Origin of the sequence: Alcanivorax sp. P2S70, assembly GCF_000475295.1 — a bacterium.
Lineage (GTDB): Bacteria > Pseudomonadota > Gammaproteobacteria > Pseudomonadales > Alcanivoracaceae > Alcanivorax > Alcanivorax profundi.
In genome coordinates this window covers 23,346-44,510 of the sequence record NZ_AXBZ01000007.1, presented here as the reverse complement: position 1 = coordinate 44,510, position 21,165 = coordinate 23,346, and the positions used below count along the sequence as shown (strand labels likewise).

The 21,165-nt window shown below is 58.2% G+C and carries 14 protein-coding genes; 5 read left to right on the top strand and 9 right to left on the bottom strand.

All coding sequences use genetic code 11. The features are described from left to right. Window positions 1-15: 15 nt before the first annotated feature. The gene (cobB, locus tag Q672_RS20045) at window positions 16-720 is read left to right on the top strand and encodes a Sir2 family NAD+-dependent deacetylase (RefSeq protein WP_022984197.1); all 705 of its coding nucleotides are present in this window, start codon (window positions 16-18) and stop codon (window positions 718-720) included. A 221-nt stretch (window positions 721-941) separates the two neighbouring features. Further along, window positions 942-2,015 (top strand): 3-deoxy-7-phosphoheptulonate synthase, encoded by a 1,074-nt coding sequence (locus tag Q672_RS20040; protein WP_022984196.1) that lies wholly within the window; start codon window positions 942-944, stop codon window positions 2,013-2,015. 421 nt (window positions 2,016-2,436) lie between these two features. Here Q672_RS20040 and Q672_RS20035 read toward each other — a convergent pair whose 3' ends face one another. After that, a complete protein-coding gene (locus tag Q672_RS20035) occupies window positions 2,437-5,703 on the bottom strand; it encodes a hypothetical protein (RefSeq protein ID WP_200866009.1) in 3,267 nt (1,088 codons plus the stop codon). A gap of 185 nt (window positions 5,704-5,888) precedes the next feature. Further along, entirely contained in the window at window positions 5,889-6,896 is a 1,008-nt protein-coding gene (locus Q672_RS20030) for an alpha/beta hydrolase (RefSeq protein ID WP_022984194.1), read from the bottom strand. Between the two features lie 112 nt (window positions 6,897-7,008). Between Q672_RS20030 and Q672_RS20025 the strand changes: the two genes are divergently transcribed. Beyond that, the gene (locus tag Q672_RS20025; RefSeq protein WP_022984193.1) at window positions 7,009-7,839 is read left to right on the top strand and encodes an ion transporter; all 831 of its coding nucleotides are present in this window, start codon (window positions 7,009-7,011) and stop codon (window positions 7,837-7,839) included. Between the two features lie 129 nt (window positions 7,840-7,968). Here the strand turns inward: Q672_RS20025 and Q672_RS20020 are convergent, their stop codons facing one another. The 5 genes from Q672_RS20020 to nirB all read right to left on the bottom strand — a co-directional run bounded on the left by Q672_RS20020 (window position 7,969) and on the right by nirB (window position 15,651). Next, window positions 7,969-8,814 (bottom strand): peroxiredoxin family protein, encoded by an 846-nt coding sequence (locus Q672_RS20020; protein WP_031225934.1) that lies wholly within the window; start codon window positions 8,812-8,814, stop codon window positions 7,969-7,971. Between the two features lie 61 nt (window positions 8,815-8,875). Then, complete coding sequence (locus Q672_RS20015) at window positions 8,876-11,491, bottom strand: nitrate reductase (RefSeq protein ID WP_022984191.1); 2,616 nt, start codon at window positions 11,489-11,491, stop codon at window positions 8,876-8,878. Next, window positions 11,488-12,750, bottom strand: a complete 1,263-nt coding sequence (locus Q672_RS20010; RefSeq protein ID WP_022984190.1) for an NAD(P)/FAD-dependent oxidoreductase — start codon at window positions 12,748-12,750, stop codon at window positions 11,488-11,490. Before Q672_RS20010 ends, Q672_RS20015 begins: the two co-directional genes overlap by 4 nt. Window positions 12,751-12,769: 19 nt before the next feature. Continuing rightward, entirely contained in the window at window positions 12,770-13,120 is a 351-nt protein-coding gene (gene nirD, locus Q672_RS20005) for a nitrite reductase small subunit NirD (RefSeq protein ID WP_022984189.1), read from the bottom strand. A 2-nt stretch (window positions 13,121-13,122) separates the two neighbouring features. Then, a complete protein-coding gene (nirB, locus tag Q672_RS20000; protein ID WP_022984188.1) occupies window positions 13,123-15,651 on the bottom strand; it encodes a nitrite reductase large subunit NirB in 2,529 nt (842 codons plus the stop codon). A gap of 804 nt (window positions 15,652-16,455) precedes the next feature. Between nirB and Q672_RS19995 the strand changes: the two genes are divergently transcribed. Together Q672_RS19995 and Q672_RS19990 are read left to right on the top strand one after the other, a co-directional pair. Further along, window positions 16,456-17,925 carry a NarK family nitrate/nitrite MFS transporter gene (locus Q672_RS19995; RefSeq protein ID WP_022984187.1) on the top strand — a complete coding sequence of 490 codons (1,470 nt, stop codon included), beginning with the start codon at window positions 16,456-16,458 and terminating at the stop codon, window positions 17,923-17,925. Window positions 17,926-18,008: 83 nt separating this feature from the next. Continuing rightward, entirely contained in the window at window positions 18,009-19,733 is a 1,725-nt protein-coding gene (locus Q672_RS19990; protein WP_022984186.1) for a bifunctional protein-serine/threonine kinase/phosphatase, read from the top strand. Between the two features lie 159 nt (window positions 19,734-19,892). Here the strand turns inward: Q672_RS19990 and Q672_RS19985 are convergent, their stop codons facing one another. Both Q672_RS19985 and Q672_RS19980 read right to left on the bottom strand, forming a co-directional pair. Then, window positions 19,893-20,432 (bottom strand): DUF1285 domain-containing protein, encoded by a 540-nt coding sequence (locus Q672_RS19985; protein ID WP_022984185.1) that lies wholly within the window; start codon window positions 20,430-20,432, stop codon window positions 19,893-19,895. Next, window positions 20,429-21,064 carry a TetR/AcrR family transcriptional regulator gene (locus tag Q672_RS19980; protein ID WP_022984184.1) on the bottom strand — a complete coding sequence of 212 codons (636 nt, stop codon included), beginning with the start codon at window positions 21,062-21,064 and terminating at the stop codon, window positions 20,429-20,431. The genes Q672_RS19985 and Q672_RS19980 overlap by 4 nt, the downstream gene beginning before the upstream one ends. Window positions 21,065-21,165 lie beyond the last annotated feature (101 nt).

Here is a 21,165-nt window from a genome sequence, read left to right as displayed (position 1 = left end):
AGATTGGGCAGATAAATGGCTGAAAACATTGTAATACTTACCGGCGCGGGAATCTCGGCGGAATCCGGCATCAAGACGTTCCGGGCGTCAGACGGCCTGTGGGAAAACCACCGGGTCGAAGATGTGGCCACACCCGAAGCCTTCTTTCGCAACCCGCTGATGGTGCAACAGTTCTATAACACCCGCCGCGAGCAATTGCTCAGCGCCACCATCAAGCCCAATGCCGCGCATCAGGCCCTGGCGCAGCTTGAAACGGCCTGGCCTGGACAGGTTCTGCTGATCACCCAGAACATCGACAACCTGCATGAACGGGCAGGCAGCCGCAACCTGATCCACATGCATGGGGAGCTGCTCAAAGGGCGCTGTCAGACCAGCGGTGGGTTGCTGGAGATTGATCACGACCTGACACCGGCGCTCCCCTGCCCGCTCTGTGGGAAACCCGGCTGTCTGCGCCCCCATGTGGTGTGGTTCGGGGAAATGCCCCTGCAAATGGAGACGATCTACCAGGCGCTGGCCCGGTGTGACCTGTTCATCAGTATCGGGACCAGCGGCAACGTCTACCCGGCGGCAGGTTTTGTGGAAGAGGCCAATCGTCACGGCGCGCACACCATTGAGCTCAACCTGGAACCCTCGCAGCGACTGACCGCCTTTGCCGAGCACCGTCACGGACTGGCCACAGATCTCGTGCCCCGCTACGTGGATGAGCTGCTTACCACCTGAACCTGCACGGTGGCCCACGTGCTCGCCAGACAAAGCAGGATCAGGTACGGAACCTGCGGATGGCAGGTCTGCAACAGACACCAATATTGAGGGTTTCTATCACCGGCAGAGCCGGCCTCATATTTCTATAAGCCGCTGTTTCCGCTAGACTGCTGGACCTCTAAGAAGGGAGAGTCAGCCAGGGGCGCGGCCTCCAGCAACGACAGGTAGCAAAGACCATCATGACCGATAAACAGGTAGACGATCTCAATATCGCCTCACAGGAACTCCTGATCACCCCGAATGCGCTGAAAGAAGAGCTGCCGCTCTCGGACAACGCGCGCAAGACGGTGATTGAAGGGCGCGAGACCATTCGCAACATCCTCGACCGCAAGGACCACCGTCTGTTCGTGGTCATCGGCCCCTGCTCTATCCATGACACCAAGGCGGCCATGGACTACGCGCAAAAGCTGAAAGCACTTGCCGAGGAAGTGAAAGACACCATCTACCTGGTGCTGCGGGTCTATTTCGAGAAGCCACGTACTACAACTGGCTGGAAGGGGCTGATCAACGACCCCTACATGAATGATTCCTTCAAGGTGCAGGATGGTTTGCATATCGCCCGCAAACTGCTGCTGGACGTGGCCGAGCTTGGCCTGCCGGCCGCCACCGAAGCACTGGACCCAACCACCCCCCAGTACATTCAGGATCTGATCGCCTGGAACGCGATTGGCGCCCGTACCACCGAAAGCCAGACCCACCGGGAAATGTCGTCCGGTCTGTCCAGCCCGGTGGGCTTCAAGAATGGCACCGATGGCAGCCTGGATGTGGCCGTCAACGCCATGCTGAGTGTGCAGTCCCCACACCGCTTCCTGGGTATTGATCCGGAAGGCCGTGTGGCACTGACCACCACCAAGGGCAACCAGTACGGACATGTGGTACTGCGCGGTGGCGGCGGCAAGCCGAACTATGATTCCGTATCCGTGGCCCTGGCCGAAAAAGCGCTGGAAAAGGCCGGCGTCTCCACCAACATCATGGTGGACTGCTCCCACGCCAACTCCAACAAGGATCCCGGCCTGCAGCCTCTGGTGATGGAAAACATCGCCAATCAGATTCTCGAAGGCAACCAGTCCATTGTAGGCCTTATGGTGGAATCCCACCTGAAATTCGGCAACCAGAAGATCCCGGCCAATCTGGATGACCTGGAATACGGTGTGTCCATTACCGATGGCTGTATTAGCTGGGAAACCACGGAAGAGTCCATCCGTGACATGGCCAGCAAGCTGCGCGAGGCGCTACCCAAACGTTTGGGCTGAGCCACTGCCCAGTACTGAAAAGCCGCCTTCCTGGCGGCTTTTTTTATGGTTCATCGCGGATTAACGGGAATCGTCCACAGCCCTCCCTTACGCAGGAGCGTCACTGGCGGCGCGATAACCCAGGTCGTTAAAGACGGATTTACCACAGAGGGCACAGGCTCCACAGAGCAAAACCGTCTTCCTGCGCGAACCGTGCCCTCTGTGATAAAAATGCTTTTGATCCTGGTCTGGGATCGCGCCGCCACCGAGCGTAGCGAAGGAACGCCTGCAGGGCCGCCCGGAGGCTGAACGAAGCGAATAACCGACGCTCCTACGGCAAGTAAGGGGATTAAACCGGGCCTTTCCCGCTACCCGCGATAAACCCAAAAAAAACCCGGCGCTAAACGCCGGGCTTTTTCAGGCTGTTTCCTGACAGGCAGATTTACATGAAACCGCCAAACAAGGTATCAAACAGCTCAGTCAGGGCACCGGTATCAAGAGACGGTTGTTCCGGCGCTTCCTGATTGATCAGACAACCCAGACCCAGTGTCAGGGACAGATTACCTTCTTCGTTGAAGGCGCTCAGCAACGGACAGCCTGGCAGCAGGCCAATGCTTTCCGTATTGAGCAGTTCAACGTTGTCCAGTGACTCCACAAAGCAGGCACGCGGATCGACACTGCCAGTAGCAGACGTCTGCGGGCATACCTGTTCGGTCAGCGGATTCGGCTCACTCAACGGGCCCAGCAGTTCTTCCAGAGCGGCAAGACCTGCTCCCGCTTCTGCCAGACAATCCGCCGGGGTGGTCGGTCCCAAATCACCCGCTGCCGTTTCCGGGCAGAATTGCTCCAGCGCAGGGGCCAGCGGGTTGTCACCACCGCCCGGCATACCACCAGTCACCGCTTCTTCGAAACAGGCTGCCGGATCCACGGAACCGTCTGCAGATTCCATGGGGCACAGGGCTTCGGTAAGTGGGTTGGCGCCACCGATGATGTCCTCAATGTTGCCAAAGCTGCTCCCCGCTTCGGTCAGACAGTCCACCGGTGTGGTTGGACCAACCTCGGCTTCAGCGGTATTGGGGCAGAACTGCTCCAGCACCGGTGCCAATGGATTTTCACCACCACCCGGAGTACCTCCAGACAAGGCCTCCTCAAAGCAGGCTGCCGGATCTACCTGCCCATCAGCGGACTCTGCCGGGCAGAACTGCTCGGTGAGCGGATTTGACCCAGAGATCAGGTCCTGCACATCGCCAAAAGCGGAACCGGCTTCCGTCAGGCAGTCGATCGGCGTCGTCGGACCGACTTCACCGGTGGCGGTTTCCGGACAGAACTGTTCCAGAACAGGGGCAAACGGATTCTCACCACCACCCGGCAGTTCCCCGCCCATTGCCAGGGCTTCCTGGAAACAGGCCGCCGGATCTACCGTGCCATCGGCGGATTCTTCAGGACACAGCTGTTCGGTCAGGGGATTGGAGCCTGAAATCAGATCCTGGACATCACCAAACGCAGCACCGGCTTCAGTCAAACAATCGATGGGAGTGGTCGGGCCGACATCGGCGTCTGCCGTTTCAGGGCAGAACTGCTCAAGCACAGGGGCCAACGGATTGCCCCCGCCACCACCGGGGAGGCCTCCCGCTGCGGCTTCTTCAAAACAGGCCGCAGGGTCAATCGGTGTTGACGCTGCCGCTTGCGGGCACAGGTTCTCGGTCAGGGGATTAGGCCCTAACAGCAGATCCTGAACATCCTGGAAGTTACCGCCGGCTTCCGTCAGACAGTCAATCGGCGTAGTCGGCCCCAAATCTCCTTCGGCCGTTTCCGGGCAGAACTGCTCCAGCACTGGCGCGAGAGGGTTATCTCCGCCACCACCTGGCAGCTCGCCCCCCATAGCCAAGGCCTCCTGGAAGCAAGCCGCAGGGTCTACCATGCCATCAGCCGATTCTTCCGGACACAGCTGTTCGGTCAGGGGATTGGAGCCTGAAATCAGGTCCTGGACATCACCAAACGCAGCACCCGCTTCGGTTAGGCAATCAATCGGCGTGGTGGGGCCGACGTCACCCGCGGCAGTCTCAGGGCAGAATTGCTCCAGTACCGGTGCCAGTGGGTTATCGCTGCCACCATTCCCGCCATCGCCACCGTCACCACCATCTCCGCCACCTGCGGCTTCCTCGAAGCATGCGGCTGGATCAATGGGGGTTGTCTGGGCCGCTTCCGGGCACAGATTTTCGGTCAGTGGGTTCGGGCCCAGTAGCAAGTCTTGTACATCCTGGAAGTTACTACCCGCTTCCGCGAGGCAGTCGACTGGCGTGGTTGGGCTTACATCACCGGCTGCCGTTTCCGGACAGAATTGTTCCAGCACCGGGGCCAACGGATTGTCACCACCACCAGGCAAACCACCACCAGCGGCTTCCTGGAAACAGGCGGCCGGATCGACCTGACCATCAGCGGACTCTTCCGGGCAGAACTGGTCGGTAAGCGGGTTAGAACCAGAAATCAGGTCCTGCACGTCGCCAAAGGCGGAACCGGCTTCCGTCAGACAGTCCACTGGGGTGGTCGGGCCGACCTCACCCGCTGCCGTTTCCGGACAGAATTGTTCCAGCACCGGGGCCAGCGGATTGTCTCCACCACCGCCACCGGGCAGACCACCGCCGGCCACTTCCATGAAACAGGCTGCCGGATCAATGGGGGTAGTCTGTGCAGCTTCAGGACACAGGTTTTCGGTCAGCGGGTTGGGCCCAAGCAGCAGATCCTGCACGTCCTCAAAGTTACCGCCAGCTTCGGCCAGGCAGTCTACCGGGGTGGTTGGGCCAACAGGCGCCAGCGCCGCTTCCGGGCAGAACTGTTCCAGCAGAGGTTTGAACGGATTGCTGTCGCCGCCCCCATCACCGGGGAAACCACCGGCACCCATGGTCGCTTCGGCAAAACAATCCGGGGGATTGACTCGCCCATCGGCCGCGTCCATGGGACAGATTTGCTCTGTCAGCGGGTTAGGCGCAGTGATCATGTCAATGATGGTAATGTAGACGCGGCTGGCTTCATCCAGACAAGCTGTTGGCGCTTCAGGAGACGGCGCAACGCTGCCGGTTTCCGGACATAGCTGGCCGGCAATCGGATCTGCCTCTGCATCACCGCCGTCGCCGCCACCCGGTAAACTACCGCCCGCGACCGCCTCAGCGAAACAATTCGCAGGATCGACCTCACCATTGGCAGACTCCACCGGACAGATAGCCTCAGTGATCGGGTTGCTTGCGCCAAGAAGATCACCAGCATTCTGCAGGCTGCCTGCGGCTTCCTGCAGACAGGCTGCAGCAAAAGTACCAGACTGCTCAACGAAGCCGGTCAAGGCCGCCTGAGGGTCTTCCTGCAACAGTGACGGGTCAAACAGGCCCTCAGGGTCGAATGCAGTGACCGCCTCCGGACAAAATTGCTGGACGATCATATCCTGCGAAAGTTCTGAGTCCTCTTCCCCTTCCTGGAAACACTGAAGAGGATCCAGAGACCCGCCCTCGGCAACCTCTCCGGATGCTTCCGGACAGAGAACATTCGTCAGTTCATTCTGCTGATCGATGATTGATGCGATTTCTGGTGGCAGAGTGCGAGCTACCGCATCCGCTGCGTCGGAGGAAGGCGATGAACTACCCCCTCCACCGCCACAGGCTGCCAGCATGGCTGCCAGAGCGCTGCTGCCTACCAGAAGTTTGAGTTGATTGGCCAAGATGAACCCCTCCATCGTGCTTTGTCGTTATTGCCCCCCCTCGGGGAGATTGCATTAGCGACTATGGAAGGGATGTGCAATCTGCTGTAGAGCAACGCCGTTGACAGAATGTAAGCTAGCGTAGCCAGCGTTACCCAATGGTGTCTGAAGTCGGGTCAGTGCAACTTATTGATAACAGATTACACTCATGGGCTGGATGACCCCATTACCAGGGACGCATGAGCTCGCACATGATGATGGTTATCCGTCTTGCTCAGATGAGGATGAACAAAAGCACCAATTTCCCGAAACGCCTGCCCTGCTTCCGGTAACCAACCAGACAACGCCTGAAACACATGAGGCATCTTTTCCCATACCTGTAGCAGACAAGTTACCCCCGCGGCCCGGGCACGTTCCGCAATCCGCTGGGCATCACTGAGCAACACTTCCGTGCTGCCAACCTGAATAATCAGGGGGGGCAACCCAGTAAAATCGGCGAACACCGGCGAGAGGGTCGGAGCTGCCGGATCCTCGCCCCGACTGTACGAGCCAGACACGAAGCGCAGAGCCTGCAGAGGGATCAGCGGGTCCTTATCCTCATTGTCCCGGATAGAATCGCCGGAACAGGTCAAATCCCCCCACGGACTAATCAAAACCGCGCAGGAAGGCAGCGGCAATCCCATCTCACGCAGTCGTATCATCGTGACCAATGACAAATTGCCGCCGGCAGAGTCGCCAGCAAAGACAATCTGCTGCGGATCATAGCCCTGAGTTAGCAAGGCACGATAGGCGCTCACAGCATCTTCAAGGGGCGCTGGATAGGACCAATCGGGGGGTTGCCGGTAATCCACTGCCAGCACCTTTGCCCGGCAATAGTGACTCATTCGCCAGGTCACCGCACGGTGTGAGCGCGGCGAACCAAAAAAATAGGCGCCACCGTGAAAATACATCACCACCCGACTGGCACGCACCTGTCGCCCGGTGATCAACCATTCACCGGGCACGCCTCCTACATGGGCGCGCGCTATGTGCACATCAGAAGGCACCGGCAAAGCCAGTGTAACGGCATCAAAGCCAAGCTGGGAAAACTTCATGAAGCGGGGGGTAAATCTCACCCGATTCACCACCGGTTTCACCACTCCTCGCAGAGCGGCACCAATGGCTTTGCCCTGCCAGCTGACGGCACGAAAATACTGGTTGTTATTGTCGTTCATTGCATCGTTATTCCACTGGCCCAAAACCAGAGTAAGTGGTCATTCTTTGGGGAACAAGCCACAATAGCCTCAGCTTTGTTGCTCAATGAACCACAGGAAGACGAGACCCGGTATGGAATCACTGCGCCAACGCTGGCGGCATATCATTTTTGGTACCGATACACCGGCCGGGCAGCTGTTTGATGTGCTCCTGATTGTGGCGATTCTGGGCAGTGTGGTCGCAGTAATGCTGGATAGCGTTTCCGGACTCCATGAGAATTACGGCACCTGGCTGTACGCCGCCGAGTGGTTTTTTACCATACTCTTCACCTTTGAATACGGAGTACGGCTCTGGGTCAGTGACCGCCCATTGCGCTATGCACGAAGCTTTTTTGGCATCGTGGATCTGCTTTCGATTATTCCGACGTATTTGAGCCTGTTTGTACCCGGCTCCAACTATCTGCTGACCATCCGTGCCCTGCGTGTCCTGCGGGTATTTCGGGTGATGAAGCTGGCCAAATTCATGGGCGAAGCCAATCAACTGGGGCTGGCACTGGTACGAACCCGGCGCAAGATTGCCGTGTTCATGTTTTCGGTTTTTGTGGTGATCATCATTTTCGGCAGCCTGATGTATGTCGTCGAAGGCCCCAGGAACGGCTTCACCAGCATCCCGCGCAGTATCTACTGGGCCATCGTCACGATCACCACGGTCGGTTACGGCGATATTTCTCCGCAGACGCCACTGGGGCAACTGATTGCATCACTGGCCATGATCACCGGCTACGCCATCATTGCGGTGCCTACTGGCATCGTCACAGCCGAAATCTCTGCCGCTCGCACCAGCATGCAGTACGAGCGCGAGTGCACCCACTGCCACCGCCACGCGCACGACCCGGATGCCCGGTTCTGCAAGCAGTGTGGCAATGAGCTGCCAAAGTTGTCACTGAAAGGGCCGGATGGCTAAGTCTGCTACGCTATGCTTGCGCGGCTTGACGCAACGGTGAAGCAGGGTTTGCGGTCTGCCTTCAAGGCCAGACGTCCGGGACTGTGAACATCTGGTCTGTCTCGCTCTTCCGCTAGCCCCTGATACACCTTAAATAAGGCCCTCGCGCTCCAGCACTTCAATAAACAGGGAAGGCTCCGGGCGAATCCGGTAGTTGTCGGTCAGATGCTGGAACACCAATCGCCCTTGAGCGTCCAGGATCAACACCGTGGGCATAACCGTATCACTGTCATAACCCAGCACTTCGAGTCCCGCCGGCGTGCCCCCCGCGTCAAGAATCCCCAGCGCACGGGCGGCAGCATTGTCATCATCTCGCAGATAGTCAAAATTCACTGAAAACTGTTTTGCCAGTTCCGCCGACTGGGCATGGGATTGCGGACTGATCAGCGCCACACGTACCCCCTTGTCTTGCAGGGACTGGTAGGCCGCTGCCACTTCGCGTATCTGGGCAAGACACAACGGACACCAGTTACCCCGAAAGAACAACATCACCACCGGGCTGCCCGCAAAGTCCGCCACCGTCACCGGACGATTCTCAAGATTGGTAAACTGTACTGTCGGCAGCATTTCACCGACTTTCGCCACCACCGGGCGCTGCTGATAACGGCTGTACCAACGAATATAAAGATGCACCCCGGCCAGATTCAGCACCGCAAGCGTGGTCATCAACCAACAGGCATGCCCGGCCAGAAACAGACTGATCACGGCAAGGGTGCCCAGCATTGAGGGCCAGAAGACCCAGGGTAATGAGGCACTGGTTCGTGCCGGTTTCCCGAGAAACAGCCACCCCAGAAACGCCAGCATGGGAACAGCGGCAAGCAGCAGCGCCAACGACGCCAGATTCCCGGACGACACCAGCAACCACAGAGCGAAAACGACCGTGGCTACCGCGAGGGAAATCAGACCGGAAATAAACAAGGATTTGAGACTTTTCATGGACAACCCCATTGTGCATTCGCCATTGGATGCACAATGGGGACAGGCGTTACAAAAGAAATCAGGCGCTGCAGGTTTCCAGAAGACCGCGCAGCTCCGGAATACACGACCCACAGTTGGTGCCGGCCTTGCAGCACTTGCCAATGGCTTCCACGGAATCTGCGCCCTCTTCCACAGCTGTCTCGATGGTCTTCTGTCGAACCTGATGACAGCTGCAAATCACCGGCCCCAGATCGGGACCGGCATCTGCGGGTTGCCCGGCCAGAATCGATAGCGCCTGCACTTCACCGCCTTCAGTGAAGCACGTCGCCAGCCACTCCACGTCACACAGCGGCAGGGTTTCGCCAATGGCCAGCCAGGCAATCAGCTTGCCATCGCTGTCCAGAGCCGCACGGCGGAAATGCCCGGTAGAGGGATCATTCAGCGCCAGCCACTGGGCGGCCTCTGGCATCCATTCGTGAAGTTGTTGTTCGGTTAGGTCCGCATCGCCGGCCAGCCGATAGCGTTGTACCTGGCCCGCCTGCAAAAATGCATCGACGGGAACTCGGGCCCAGTACTCCACGGCGGGCGGGGTTGCCGCCGTGAACAACCAGCCATGCCAGCGGGGTTGCCAGTCGCTGACATTAACCGGCGTATGTTTGAACGCTGGCTGGCCGGAATGCGGATCCAGACGTGCCGGTACCAGGGCATCAACCCGGGCCCGACGAGAAAACTGATCAGTCCAGTGCATGGGCATAAACGCGGTACCGGGTCGCTGCCCGCCATCGCTTTTAACCCGCACCAACGCATCACCCACCCGGCTGGTCAGGCGGACAAAACCGCCATCTGCAAGTCGGTAACGCTCGATGTCTTTGGGATGCAAAGCCGCAAACGGCTCGCTGAGGTGGGCAAACAAGCGACCTGCGCGCCCGGTGCGCGTCATGGTGTGCCACTGGTCGCGAATACGGCCACTGTTGAGAATGATCGGGAAGCTGTCGCCAATCTCGCGCACCACCGGATTCTCGCAGGCCACAAAACGGGCACGACCATCCGGGGTGGAGAACGTGCCGTCCGCAAAGCAACGGTCACCGCCCTGCAGTGGCCATTGCTGGGGCTGCCACTGCTCGTATTGGTCGGCACTCAGTTCCGCCGCAGCAGTCAGGTCAAGCCGCTTGCCAAACCGGCCTGCCAAGGCGGTGAGCGCCGAGTACTCGGCAAAAATTTCGTGTTCGTGCTGATAACCGAATCCCTGGGTGTACCCCATACGGCGCGCCACTTCGGTGATAATCCACCAATCCGCCCGGGCTTCTCCCGGGGCGGGCTGAAACGGCCGCTGACGGGAAATACAGCGCTCGGAGTTGGTGACCATGCCGGACTTCTCACTCCAGCCCAACGCGGGCAGACGGATGTCCGCACACGCGAGGGTATCGCCGCTGGCCACACAGTCGGAGACCACCACCGTGTCGCATCCCATCAAGGCGTGACGAACCCGGTCGGCCTCTGGCAGGGAATCCACCGGGTTAGTGGCCATGATCCAGACCGCTTTTACCTCGCCACTTTCCACCGCATTGAACAGGTCCACCGCGGTGAGACCGTTGTGTTTTGCCAACTGTTCGGTCTGCCAGAAATCCGCCACCGCGGCGTGATGTTCGGGGTTATCGATATCCAGGTGCACGGCCAGCTGGTTGGCCAGACCGCCCACTTCGCGCCCGCCCATGGCATTAGGCTGCCCGGTAATAGAAAACGGGCTGGCGCCCGGTTTGCCGACGCGGCCGGTAGCCAGGTGGGCATTGATAATCGCGTTACCCTGGTCTGAGCCGTTTCGGGCCTGATTCACCCCCTGTGAAAACACTGTCACAGTGCGTTCGCAGGCCGCAAACCAGTGATAAAAGGTGGTCAGATCGACTTTCGACACACCCAGCTGTCGGGATAGTGCGTCCCAGTCGTTACCCTGGGCGCGGGCTGTGGCCAGTGCCTGATCAAAGCCGTTGGTATGATGGGCGATGTAATCCTGGTCCAGCGCGTTGTGATCATCCAGCCAGGTCAGCAGACCGTTGAACAACGGCACATCCTGACCGGGTCGCACCGGTATATGCAGGTCGGCAAGATCGCAGGTGGCGGTACGGCGAGGATCAATCACCACCACTTTCATTTCCGGCCGTGCCTGCTTTGCCGCAGCAATGCGCTGGTACACGATCGGATGTGCCCAGGCGGTGTTGGAGCCAGTAAGAATCACCAGATCCGCGATTTCCAGATCTTCATAACAGCCCGGCACAACATCTTCACCAAAGGCACGCTTGTGGGCGACCACCGCACTGCTCATGCACAGGCGAGAATTGGTATCAATGTTGGCACTGCCGATGTAGCCCTTCATCAATTTGTTGGCCACATAGTAATCTTCGGTGAGCAGCTGGCCGGAGACATAAAAGGCCACGGCATCGGGGCCATGTTCATCCACGATACGGCGAAAACGCTCGGCCACTTCGTCCAGTGCCCGGTCCCAGCTCACCCTTTCCCCATCGATATCGGGATACAGCAAGCGGTCCTGGTCGCCCAGGGTTTCCAGTACAGACGAGCCTTTCACACACAGTCGGCCCGCGTTGGCCGGGTGTGCTGAATCGCCTTGCAGCTCCTTGCCATCAGTGCGAATTCCGCAACCTACGCCACAATACGGGCAAGTGGTACAGATACTACTCATGCGGCAATTTCCTCCTCGCCGTCGCCGCCCCTGTCCGCTGCCTTGTAGAACGCTTCACCCAGCAGCAACACCTGGCGACGGGCGCCGATATCTGCATGCTCGCGCCACAAGGTTTCGTAAAAGGCAGCGTCAGACACATCGCCATACAGCACCATGCCGATGATCCGGTTATCACGAACCTGAAGACGACGGTAACCACCCGGCAGAGACAGCTGCAGGGTTTCCCCTTCACCGCCTGTGCCTGCGCCTTCAAAATCGCCAAACGAGACCAGATCAATACCGGAAATTTTCAGGCGGGTGGCACTATCGGCATAGAGATATCGCCGGTGGCCCAGTTCCGCCAGATGGCTGGCACACACCGCAGCCTGTTCATACAGCGGTGCGACCAGACCGAAGGTCCGGTTACGGTGCTCCACGCATTCGCCAATGGCATAAATAGCAGGGTCAAACGTTTGCAAGGTGTCATCGACACGAACACCTTGGTTAACGCTTAAGCCTGCGTAATCGGCCAGTTCCGTCCGCGGAACAATACCCACGGCCTGAACCACATAATCTGCGGGCAGACGCTGACCATCGGCCAGCCTGACAGCCGCCACGCGGCCCTGCCCTTGCGTTTCCGTATCAGCGCTCTCGATGGCAGCCGTGCGGGCCTGCATGACAAATTTCACGCCCCGTTTTTCCAGGTCGTGTTGCAGGCGATGACCGGCTGCCTCATCGAGTTGCTGATTGAGCAAGTGGCCGCGACTGTGAACCAGGGTAACATCATGCCCCTGCTTCACCAGTGCATCGGCGGCCTCAAGCCCTAAAAAGCCGCCGCCCACGACCACCACACGGGCGGCCGAGAGCGACAACAACTTGCGCACGTCATAGAGATCGCGAAAGCTCATGACGCCGTCTAGATTCACTCCCTCAACGGGAAGCTGGCGGGGTGCAGCCCCGGTAGCCAGCACCAGGCGGTCGTAGTCCAGCTTGTGGCCGGCGGCAGTGACCACCTGACGACGGTGGCGGCGGATAGCCACCACCGGTGAACCGGTTATGAGTCGAATTCCCCGGTCCCGGTACCACTGGTGCGGGTGGGTGGTGATCGTGACTTCGTCAGTCCCACCACCCAACAGGGGCGACAGCATGACCCGGTTGTAACCAGCAAAAGGTTCTTCGCCGACCACCGTGATCTGATACAGATCCGGCGCCAGGCGAGTCACCTCTTCCAGCAGGCGGATCGCCGCCATGCCGTTACCAATTACTACCAGTTTTTTCATTACTACCTTGCCCTTGCGGTCAGTGTGCGGCCGACATGGCCACTTCGATCACGTCACCCTCCACCCGAACCGGGTAGACATTCAGGCTGACGGTTTCGTCTTCGATACACTGACCGGTTTCCAGATCGAAGTGCTGTTTGTAGATCGGCGAGGCCACGACCTTGCGGTCCCCGATCGATCCGAGGATCCCTCGGCTCAGCACATTGGCATGGCTGAAAGGATCCATGTTGTCGAGCGCATAAAACTGGCCATTACGGGTGCAGAACAAAGCGGCCTGGCCCGCCGGCAGACGAACGCCTACCCCGGTGCCTGGCAACACATCGCTGACCTTGCATACGGCTTTCCACTCCACGGCAACAGAACTGTTCATGATCAGGCCTCCTGAACCGTTTCAATGCGTTCGTGCTCGTAGGCGGGGCGACGTTGGCCTCGCTCACGAACGTACTGCAGGTTGTCATCATTGGCGTCATCGTTGACGAAGTGCTTGAAGCGCTTGACCGCTTCCTTGTCCTCGATGGCAGTCTTCCACTCACACTGGTAAGTGCCGATGATATGCTTCATCTGCGCTTCCAACTCTTCACCGATCCCGAGGGAATCATTGATGATCACGTCCTTGAGGTAATCGAGGCCGCCCTCCAGGTTTTCCATCCAGACACTGGTGCGCTGCAAACGATCAGCTGTCTTGATGTAGAACATCAGGAAGCGGTCGGTGTACTTGATCAGTTCTTCATCGCTAAGATCCGAGGCAAACAGATCGGCATGACGAGGGCGCATGCCGCCATTACCACAGACATACAGATTCCAGCCTTTCTCGGTAGCAATGACACCCACATCCTTGCTCTGCGCCTCGGCACATTCACGGGTACAACCACTGACCGCAAATTTGAGTTTGTGCGGGCTGCGCAGCCCTTTGTAGCGTTCTTCGATCTGGATGGCGGTGCCCACCGAGTCCTTCACACCGTAACGGCACCAAGTCGAACCCACGCAGGACTTCACGGTCCGCACCGACTTGCCATAGGCATGACCGGTTTCAAAACCGGCCTCAACCAGAATTTTCCATATTTCGGGAAGCTGATCGACGCGGGCACCGAACAGATCGACCCGCTGACCACCGGTAATCTTGGTGTAGAGGTCGTATTTCTTGGCCACTTCACCGAGCACAATCAACTTGTCCGGAGTGATTTCACCACCGGCAACGCGAGGCACGATGGAATAGGTACCATCGCGCTGCATATTGCCCATGAAGTAATCGTTGGTGTCCTGAAGGCCCGCATGGGGTTTGTTCAAGACCCAATCGTTCCAGCAGGAAGCCAGCACATTGGCCACGGTCGGTTTACAGATATCACAACCATCACCGCTGCCATGTTTTTCCAACAGCTGATCAAACGTGGTGATCTGCCCAACACGTACCAGGTGATAGATTTCCTCGCGGGAATACGGGAAGTGCTCGCAAACGTGGTTGTTGACCTCCACACCCCGTTTTTCCAACTCGCTGTCGAGCACCTGTTTCACCAGTGCGGCACAGCCGCCACAAGTACCCGCGGCATTGGTGCAGGCCTTCAGGTCGCCCACGGTCATGCAGCCACCATCGATAGCCGCACACAGATCGCCTTTGGAAACATTGTTGCAAGAACAGATTTGGGCGGTGTCTGGCAGGGCATCGGCACCCAGCAAGGGGGCGCCATCAGAGACCGGCGCCACCAGGGCTGCCGGATCGCCAGGCAAATCCATTTCGTTAAGGCACAGTTGCAGCAGGTTGCCATAATCGGCGGCGTCGCCGACCAGCACCGCGCCAAGCAGTTTCTTGCCGCACTCGCTCACCACCGCCTTCTTGTAAATGCCAGCGGTCTGATCCATGAACACGGTGCTGCGGCAGCCCGGGGTGTTGCCGTGCGCATCACCGATGGACGCGACATCCACGCCCATCAGTTTGAGCTTGGTGCTCATATCGGCACCCTGGAACGCTTTTTCGGCCTTGCCCATCAAGTGCTCGGCAGCAATTTCCGCCATCTGGTAACCCGGCGCCACCAGACCAAAGATACGGCCATTCCACAACGCCACTTCACCGATGGCGTAAACATCTTCATCTGAAGTCACACAGTGATCGTTGACGACGATACCGCCGCGCTCGCCCAGCTCCAGTTCGCAGGCACGACCCAGGGCATCCTGCGGACGGATACCAGCGGAAAAGACAATCAGGTCCGTTTCAAGATGCTTGTCTTCACCAAACACCATACGGTGTTTGCAGCTTTCGCCATCAATAATCTCCTGAGTGCCAGTGCTGGTATGCACAGTCACACCCAGTTCCTGAATTTTGTCTTTCAGCAGACCACCACCGAAATCATCCACCTGAACGGCCATCAAGCGCGGGGCAAATTCCACCACATGGGTTTCCAGACCCAGATCGTGTAATGCCTTGGCGGCTTCCAGGCCGAGTAGCCCCCCGCCGACCACAGCGCCGACTTTGCCGCCTTTACTGGCGGCAATCATGGCATCCAGATCATCGATGGTGCGGTACACAAAGCAATTATCGCGATCGTTGCCCGGGATCGGCGGCACAAACGGGTAGGACCCCGTGGCCAGCACCAGCTTGTCGTAAGCCAGGGTCTCACCGGTATTGGTGGTCACAGTTTTGGCAGCTCGATCAATGCTGTCGGCTCGGGTCTTGAGCTTCAGGGTAATACCGTGCTCTTCAAAAAAGCCCTGCGGCACCAGTGAAAGGTCATCGGCAGTCTTGCCGGAAAAGTAGCTGGTAAGCCCAACCCGGTCGTAGGCCGGCAGCGGCTCTTCACACAGCACGGTAACGTCGAATTGGTCACGGCCACCCTGGGCTACCAGCGATTCCAGATAACGCTGACCCACCATGCCGTGACCGATCAAAAGAAGTTGTTGCTTTGCCATAAGGCTCACCCTCGCGGTGCGTAACTGACACCCTCCCCAAAGCAACCCTTGTGCCAACTTTTTATATCATTGTTTTTACTGGTTTTTTTCAAATATAACCGAATACCCTACAGAAAATGTGCGTTCTTTTAATGCGCCAATGCACGACAAGGATGCACTTTTTAGTGCACCGAAATGTTCCATTTTCGCGCTCCGCATTTGCGCACCAGCACTAAGCACACTTTCCTGCCCCCTTCATCATCACACACGCTTCATCCCGGCCCTTTCATGCAGATCTCCCTGATCACAACAGCATCTCACTCCCATGCACTAACGCCGGAAGTCCCAGTCAGACACTCAATCTGTTCAACGATATTCGCGCCACATTGATTGTTGTCGCCCCAGCTACCAACTGTGCCGAGCAGCCTTCCCAAAGCACAGCCATAGCCCGACGACTGCGGGTATCGCATCCGGGGCAGCAAACAGGCAAACGCCCGCACAGGCTTCATTCTCATTACTGCGCCCCCAATGAACCGGAAAGCACACCTCAGGACAAATAAGAACGAGCGTCGACACCAATAGCCCTGCATAAGCAAGCCTTCTGCGCATGAGGGTTTTGAGGTAATCATCCACGGCGGCCCCCTGCCCCAATCGCGCCCACCTTTTTTGCACCAGCGGATAGCGCTTCGCGCCCCAGCTGCACCCCTCGAAACCTCGCATAATCACCAAAAATAATAAAAAACCTTAAATTTCAGCATATTAAAAAGTGGCACAACCTTTGCTTGGCATGCCACTGTCATCAACGCTGCCGTCTATGGAGTTACCATGAGCGCCGACAAGCTGAACCTGCTGAATTTCTCTGCGCCGCGCATCAGGTTGTTGCACCTGAGCTGGGTCGCCTTTTTTATTACCTTCGTGGTGTGGTTTTCCCATGCCCCGCTGATGGGTCACCTGCGTGAGGTATTTGACCTGACCACCGAGCAGGTCAAGGCCCTGCTCATTCTCAACGTCGCCCTCACCATTCCTGCACGGGTGGTCATCGGCTCCCTGGTCGACCGCTTCGGCCCCCGTATCGTGTTTGGCACCTTGCTGATGCTTGGCGCTCTGCCCTGCTGGGCCTTTGCCATGGCCAATACCTTCGAGCAGTTAGCCGTCACCCGTTTGCTGCTGGGTTTCGTGGGCGCCGGGTTCGTGGTGGGTATCCGTCTGATTGGTGAATGGTTCCCGGCTCGTGAAGTGGGCCTGGCAGAAGGTGTCTACGGCGGCTGGGGCAACTTCGGTTCTGCCGCGGCAGCCATCACCCTGCCCACCGTTGCACTGATGTTTGGCGGTGAAAACGGCTGGCGCTGGGCGATTGCCAGCACCGGTGTTCTGGCCTTCCTGTACGGTATGTTCTTCCTGTGGCGGGCCCGCAACACCCCGGTTGGCGCCTCTTACTTCAAACCCAAGAAAAGCTCTGCACTGGAAGTCAGCACCAAACGTGATCTGTATTTCTATCTGGCCATGAGTATCCCGCTGTACGCCGCCCTGCTGGTCATCGTATGGCGCCTTGGCCCGAGCAACCTGTCCCTGTTTGGTAGCACCGCCCAGTACGTCCTTATTGGCCTGATCCTGTCGCTGGCGTTTCTGCAGATGGGCCAGGCCTGGCGTGTAAACCGCGAACACCTGAAAGAAGGTGTGGAAGAACACGATCGCTATAACTTCAAACAAGTCGCCATTCTCGATCTGTCATACCTGGTGACCTTTGGTTCCGAACTGGCGGTGGTGTCGATGCTGCCTCTGTTCTTCGCCGACACCTTTGGCCTTGAGCCCGTGACCGCCGGCCTGCTGGCGTCCGGTTATGCCTTTATGAATCTGGCGGCACGCCCGGGTGGCGGATGGTTGTCTGATAAATTTGGACGCAAGAAATCCCTGATCATCCTGCTTGCCGGCCTGATGGTGGGATACGGCCTGATGAGCCAGATCAGCGGAACCTGGCCGCTGCTGCTGGCCGTGGTTGCCACCATGTGTTGTTCCTTCTTTGTACAGGCGGGTGAAGGTGCCGTGTTTGCCACCGTACCGCTGATCAAGCGTCGTCTTACCGGGCAAATCGCCGGTATGGTAGGCGCTTACGGGAATACCGGTGCGGTCATTTTCCTGACCGTCCTGACCTTTGTGGACGCCAGCACCTTCTTCCTGGTGATTGCCGCCAGTGCAGCCGTAGCCCTGGCCGCCGTCCAGTTCCTGGACGAGCCTAAAGGTCACATTGCCGAAGTGGATGAAAAAGGCGAAGTCCAGCTTATTGAAGTTGGCTGATCGCCACCCCTGCTCACCAGCCGCAGGCCGCCACAAGGCCCCTGCGGCTGGCGCAGTTAACCGTGAGACCCTGGAGCCCGGATATGGAAACTTCCACCGCTGATCTGCCCGCCCCGAGTGCGCTTGACACTACCGCGGAGCACGAACCCGACCTGCACCCGAAGGTTCGTATTGGTCAGTACAGCGATGCCGGGCCCAAACTGCACAACCAGGATGCCCTGGCCATGCAGATTCCCGAGGGCCCCCTGCTTCGTACCAAAGGCATCGTAGCTGCACTGGCCGATGGCCTGTCTACCGCCGGAGCCGCCCGCGAAGCGGCGGAGTCCTGTGTCCTCGGTTTTATCAGTGATTACTACGCCACTCCCGCTTTGTGGAGTGTCCCCCGCTCGGCCCAGCGCGTTCTCGAAGCACTGAACCGGTGGTTGTGCCGCCAGACCCTGGCCGGCGAAAGCCACTTGTGCACCCTGTCGCTGTTGATTCTGCGTTCGCGCACTGCCCACCTTTTCCAGGTCGGGGATTCGCGGATCTGGCGACTGCGCAACGAAAAACTGGAATGCCTGACCCGTGACCACAGTCGCATGATCGGTGAAAACCGGCAGGTGCTGACTCGGGTGATGGGCGGCGACACCCGGCTCGACGTGGATTACAGCAGCACCGACCTGCAAGTAGGCGATATCTACCTGCTGACCACCGACGGCATTCACGGGTTTCTGAGCCGTTCGCGCATGCAAGGCATTGTTCGCGGCTGCGAGGCCCCCGACGTGATTGCCCAGACACTGGTAGAAGCCGCACTGGCCAACGGCAGTGATGACAACCTCAGCTGCCAGGTGTTGAGAGTCGACGGCCTGCCGGATGCCAGTGCCGATGAAACCCTGAAACAGCGTGGCAGCCTGCCACTTCCCCCTCCCCTCAGCCCCGGCATGAAAGTCGACGGGTTCACCGTCAAACGAGAACTTTATGCCAGTGTGAGAAGCCACCTGTACCTGGTGGAAAATGAGGAAGGCAAGCGTTCCGTATTGAAAACTCCTTCGGTCAATCTGGAAGACGACCGCGATGCCCTGGAGCGGTTCGTGATGGAAGGCTGGGTCGGAAGCCGCCTGCGCAACCCGCACCTGTTGCACGCACTGCCACTGCCAAAGACTCCCAGCTGCCTGTACCAGCATCTGGAGTTCATCGATGGCGTTACTCTCAAACAGTGGCTCAAGGAACACCCGGATGCGGCCGTAGAGGAAAAACTGTATCTGGCTGACCAGCTGCTCAACGGTATTCGCGCACTGCACCGTGCGGACGTTATCCACGGCGACCTGAAACCCGACAACATCATGGTCGATACGTCCGGGCTGGTTCGCATCGTGGATTTTGGTAGCTGCCATTGCCGTGGCATGGAACAGAGCGCCTCGGACATTCCACTGGGTACCCGGGACTACACGGCACCGGAACTGGTCGACGGGGACGCTCCCAGCGAACAAAGTGACCTGTTTTCAGCCGCCGCGATCATCCACGAAATGCTGACCGGTGCCCTGCCCTGGCAAGGCCGTTACGAGAAGAGCAACCACCGACCGCTACCCGCACTGCAGACCCTGAACGCCTTTATCCCATTGTGGATCAACAACGTCCTGCAAATTGGCCTGCAACGGCACCCCAACCAACGTTTCGCCGACGCCGCCGAATTCCGCGACGCCCTGCGCCGACCCGTCCGCGCCACCAAACCCGGCAAGGACAACAGCATCAACGAGCTGCGATTATGGAAAGGGGCTTGCCTGGTGTTGGTGATGTTGTTGTTGATTAGTGTGAGCCTTAATCAGTGAACAATTAACAGTGAATAGTGAACAGTTGCGCGAGCAACGACATTCTTTCTAAAACGCATGAGGCCGCGCCCAAGCCCTGGACGCGGCCTCATGCGTTTTAGGCCCAATTCCGGTTATTCCGCGGGTTTTCGCTGTTAACTATTCACTGTTAACTGTTAACTATTCCAGAGCACCCAACACAAACCCCTCCCCACCACTCTCAACCACCAACCTGCCATCCACCTCCTCTGCCCAATCCACCAACTGGTAGAATGCGCTTCGGCCGATCAGGGCGTGCAGGTTCTTGCGTACGGTAATGTAGGGTGAGGGTTCACCGGTTGCCGGGTCGGTGTCCACCCGGATCGGGTGCCCAGCACCCGCAATGACATGGCTACCCACATTAGTGGTGAACACCAGCTTGTTGTCGACCTGCTGGACTTCACCCGCCACAAAAGGCGCATCATCTACCTGGATACGGAGTTTCTCCACCGGCGTAATCAGGAAGTAATCCTCCCCTTCACGCAACAGGATGGTGGAAAACAGGGCGACCATGCGCTCACGCTCAATGGGCGATCCTTCATAATACCAGGTGCCGTCTCGGGCAATGCGCATATCAATATCGGCATGCCGTTCCGGCTTCCACGCATGTACCGGTGGCAAGCCGCTCTCGTCTTTCTCTGCCTTTTCCAACAAGGTCAGCAGGTCGTCGGGCTGGCTCATTTGGCCCCCCGTTGCCCCTTGTTCCCCATACGGATACCGATTTCGATAAGGAAATCCACGAAATCATCCTTGTCATCAATAAGACGCTGGTAAAACGGGGATTCCATCAGTGCCACCGCACCATGGGCCAGCGCCCAGGCGGAACAGATGTGGTAGATCGGGGGCACATCTTCCAGCGAACCTTCCGCCATCCGCGCTTCGACGATCTCCGTCAAGCGGGCAAAATTCGCTTCACGAATACTGTGCAGCTTTTCTACCAGCTCGGGCAGCGCGTGATCCTTGATCACCTTGTTTTCCAGGCGATCAAACAGTTGGTAACGCTTGGGATCACTGATCCGGAAACGGAAATACTCCCGGGCCAGCTTTTCCTTGTCGTCCGCACCGGAGATCTGCTTGAACACCTCTGCCAGATCCTCCTCGTAACGGAGCATCAACAGCAGATAGATCTCGTTCTTGGTTTCAAAGTGCTTGTAGATGGTGCCTTTACCGATGCCCACCCGGTCCGCAATCATTTCCACCGTGACACGGTCTTCGCCTTCCTCCAGAAACAACGCCAGAGCAGCATCAAGAATTTGCCGTTCACGCTGGCGAAACTCTTGCGCCTTGCGCGTGGCTTTTTCCAGGTCACCCATCCATTTCTCCTTGAGCACAACAGAACTTGTCACTCCTGCCGGCAATTCTAACGTATTCCTTTTTTATAAGCATACGAACGAATACCCTGCGCTGTTTACCT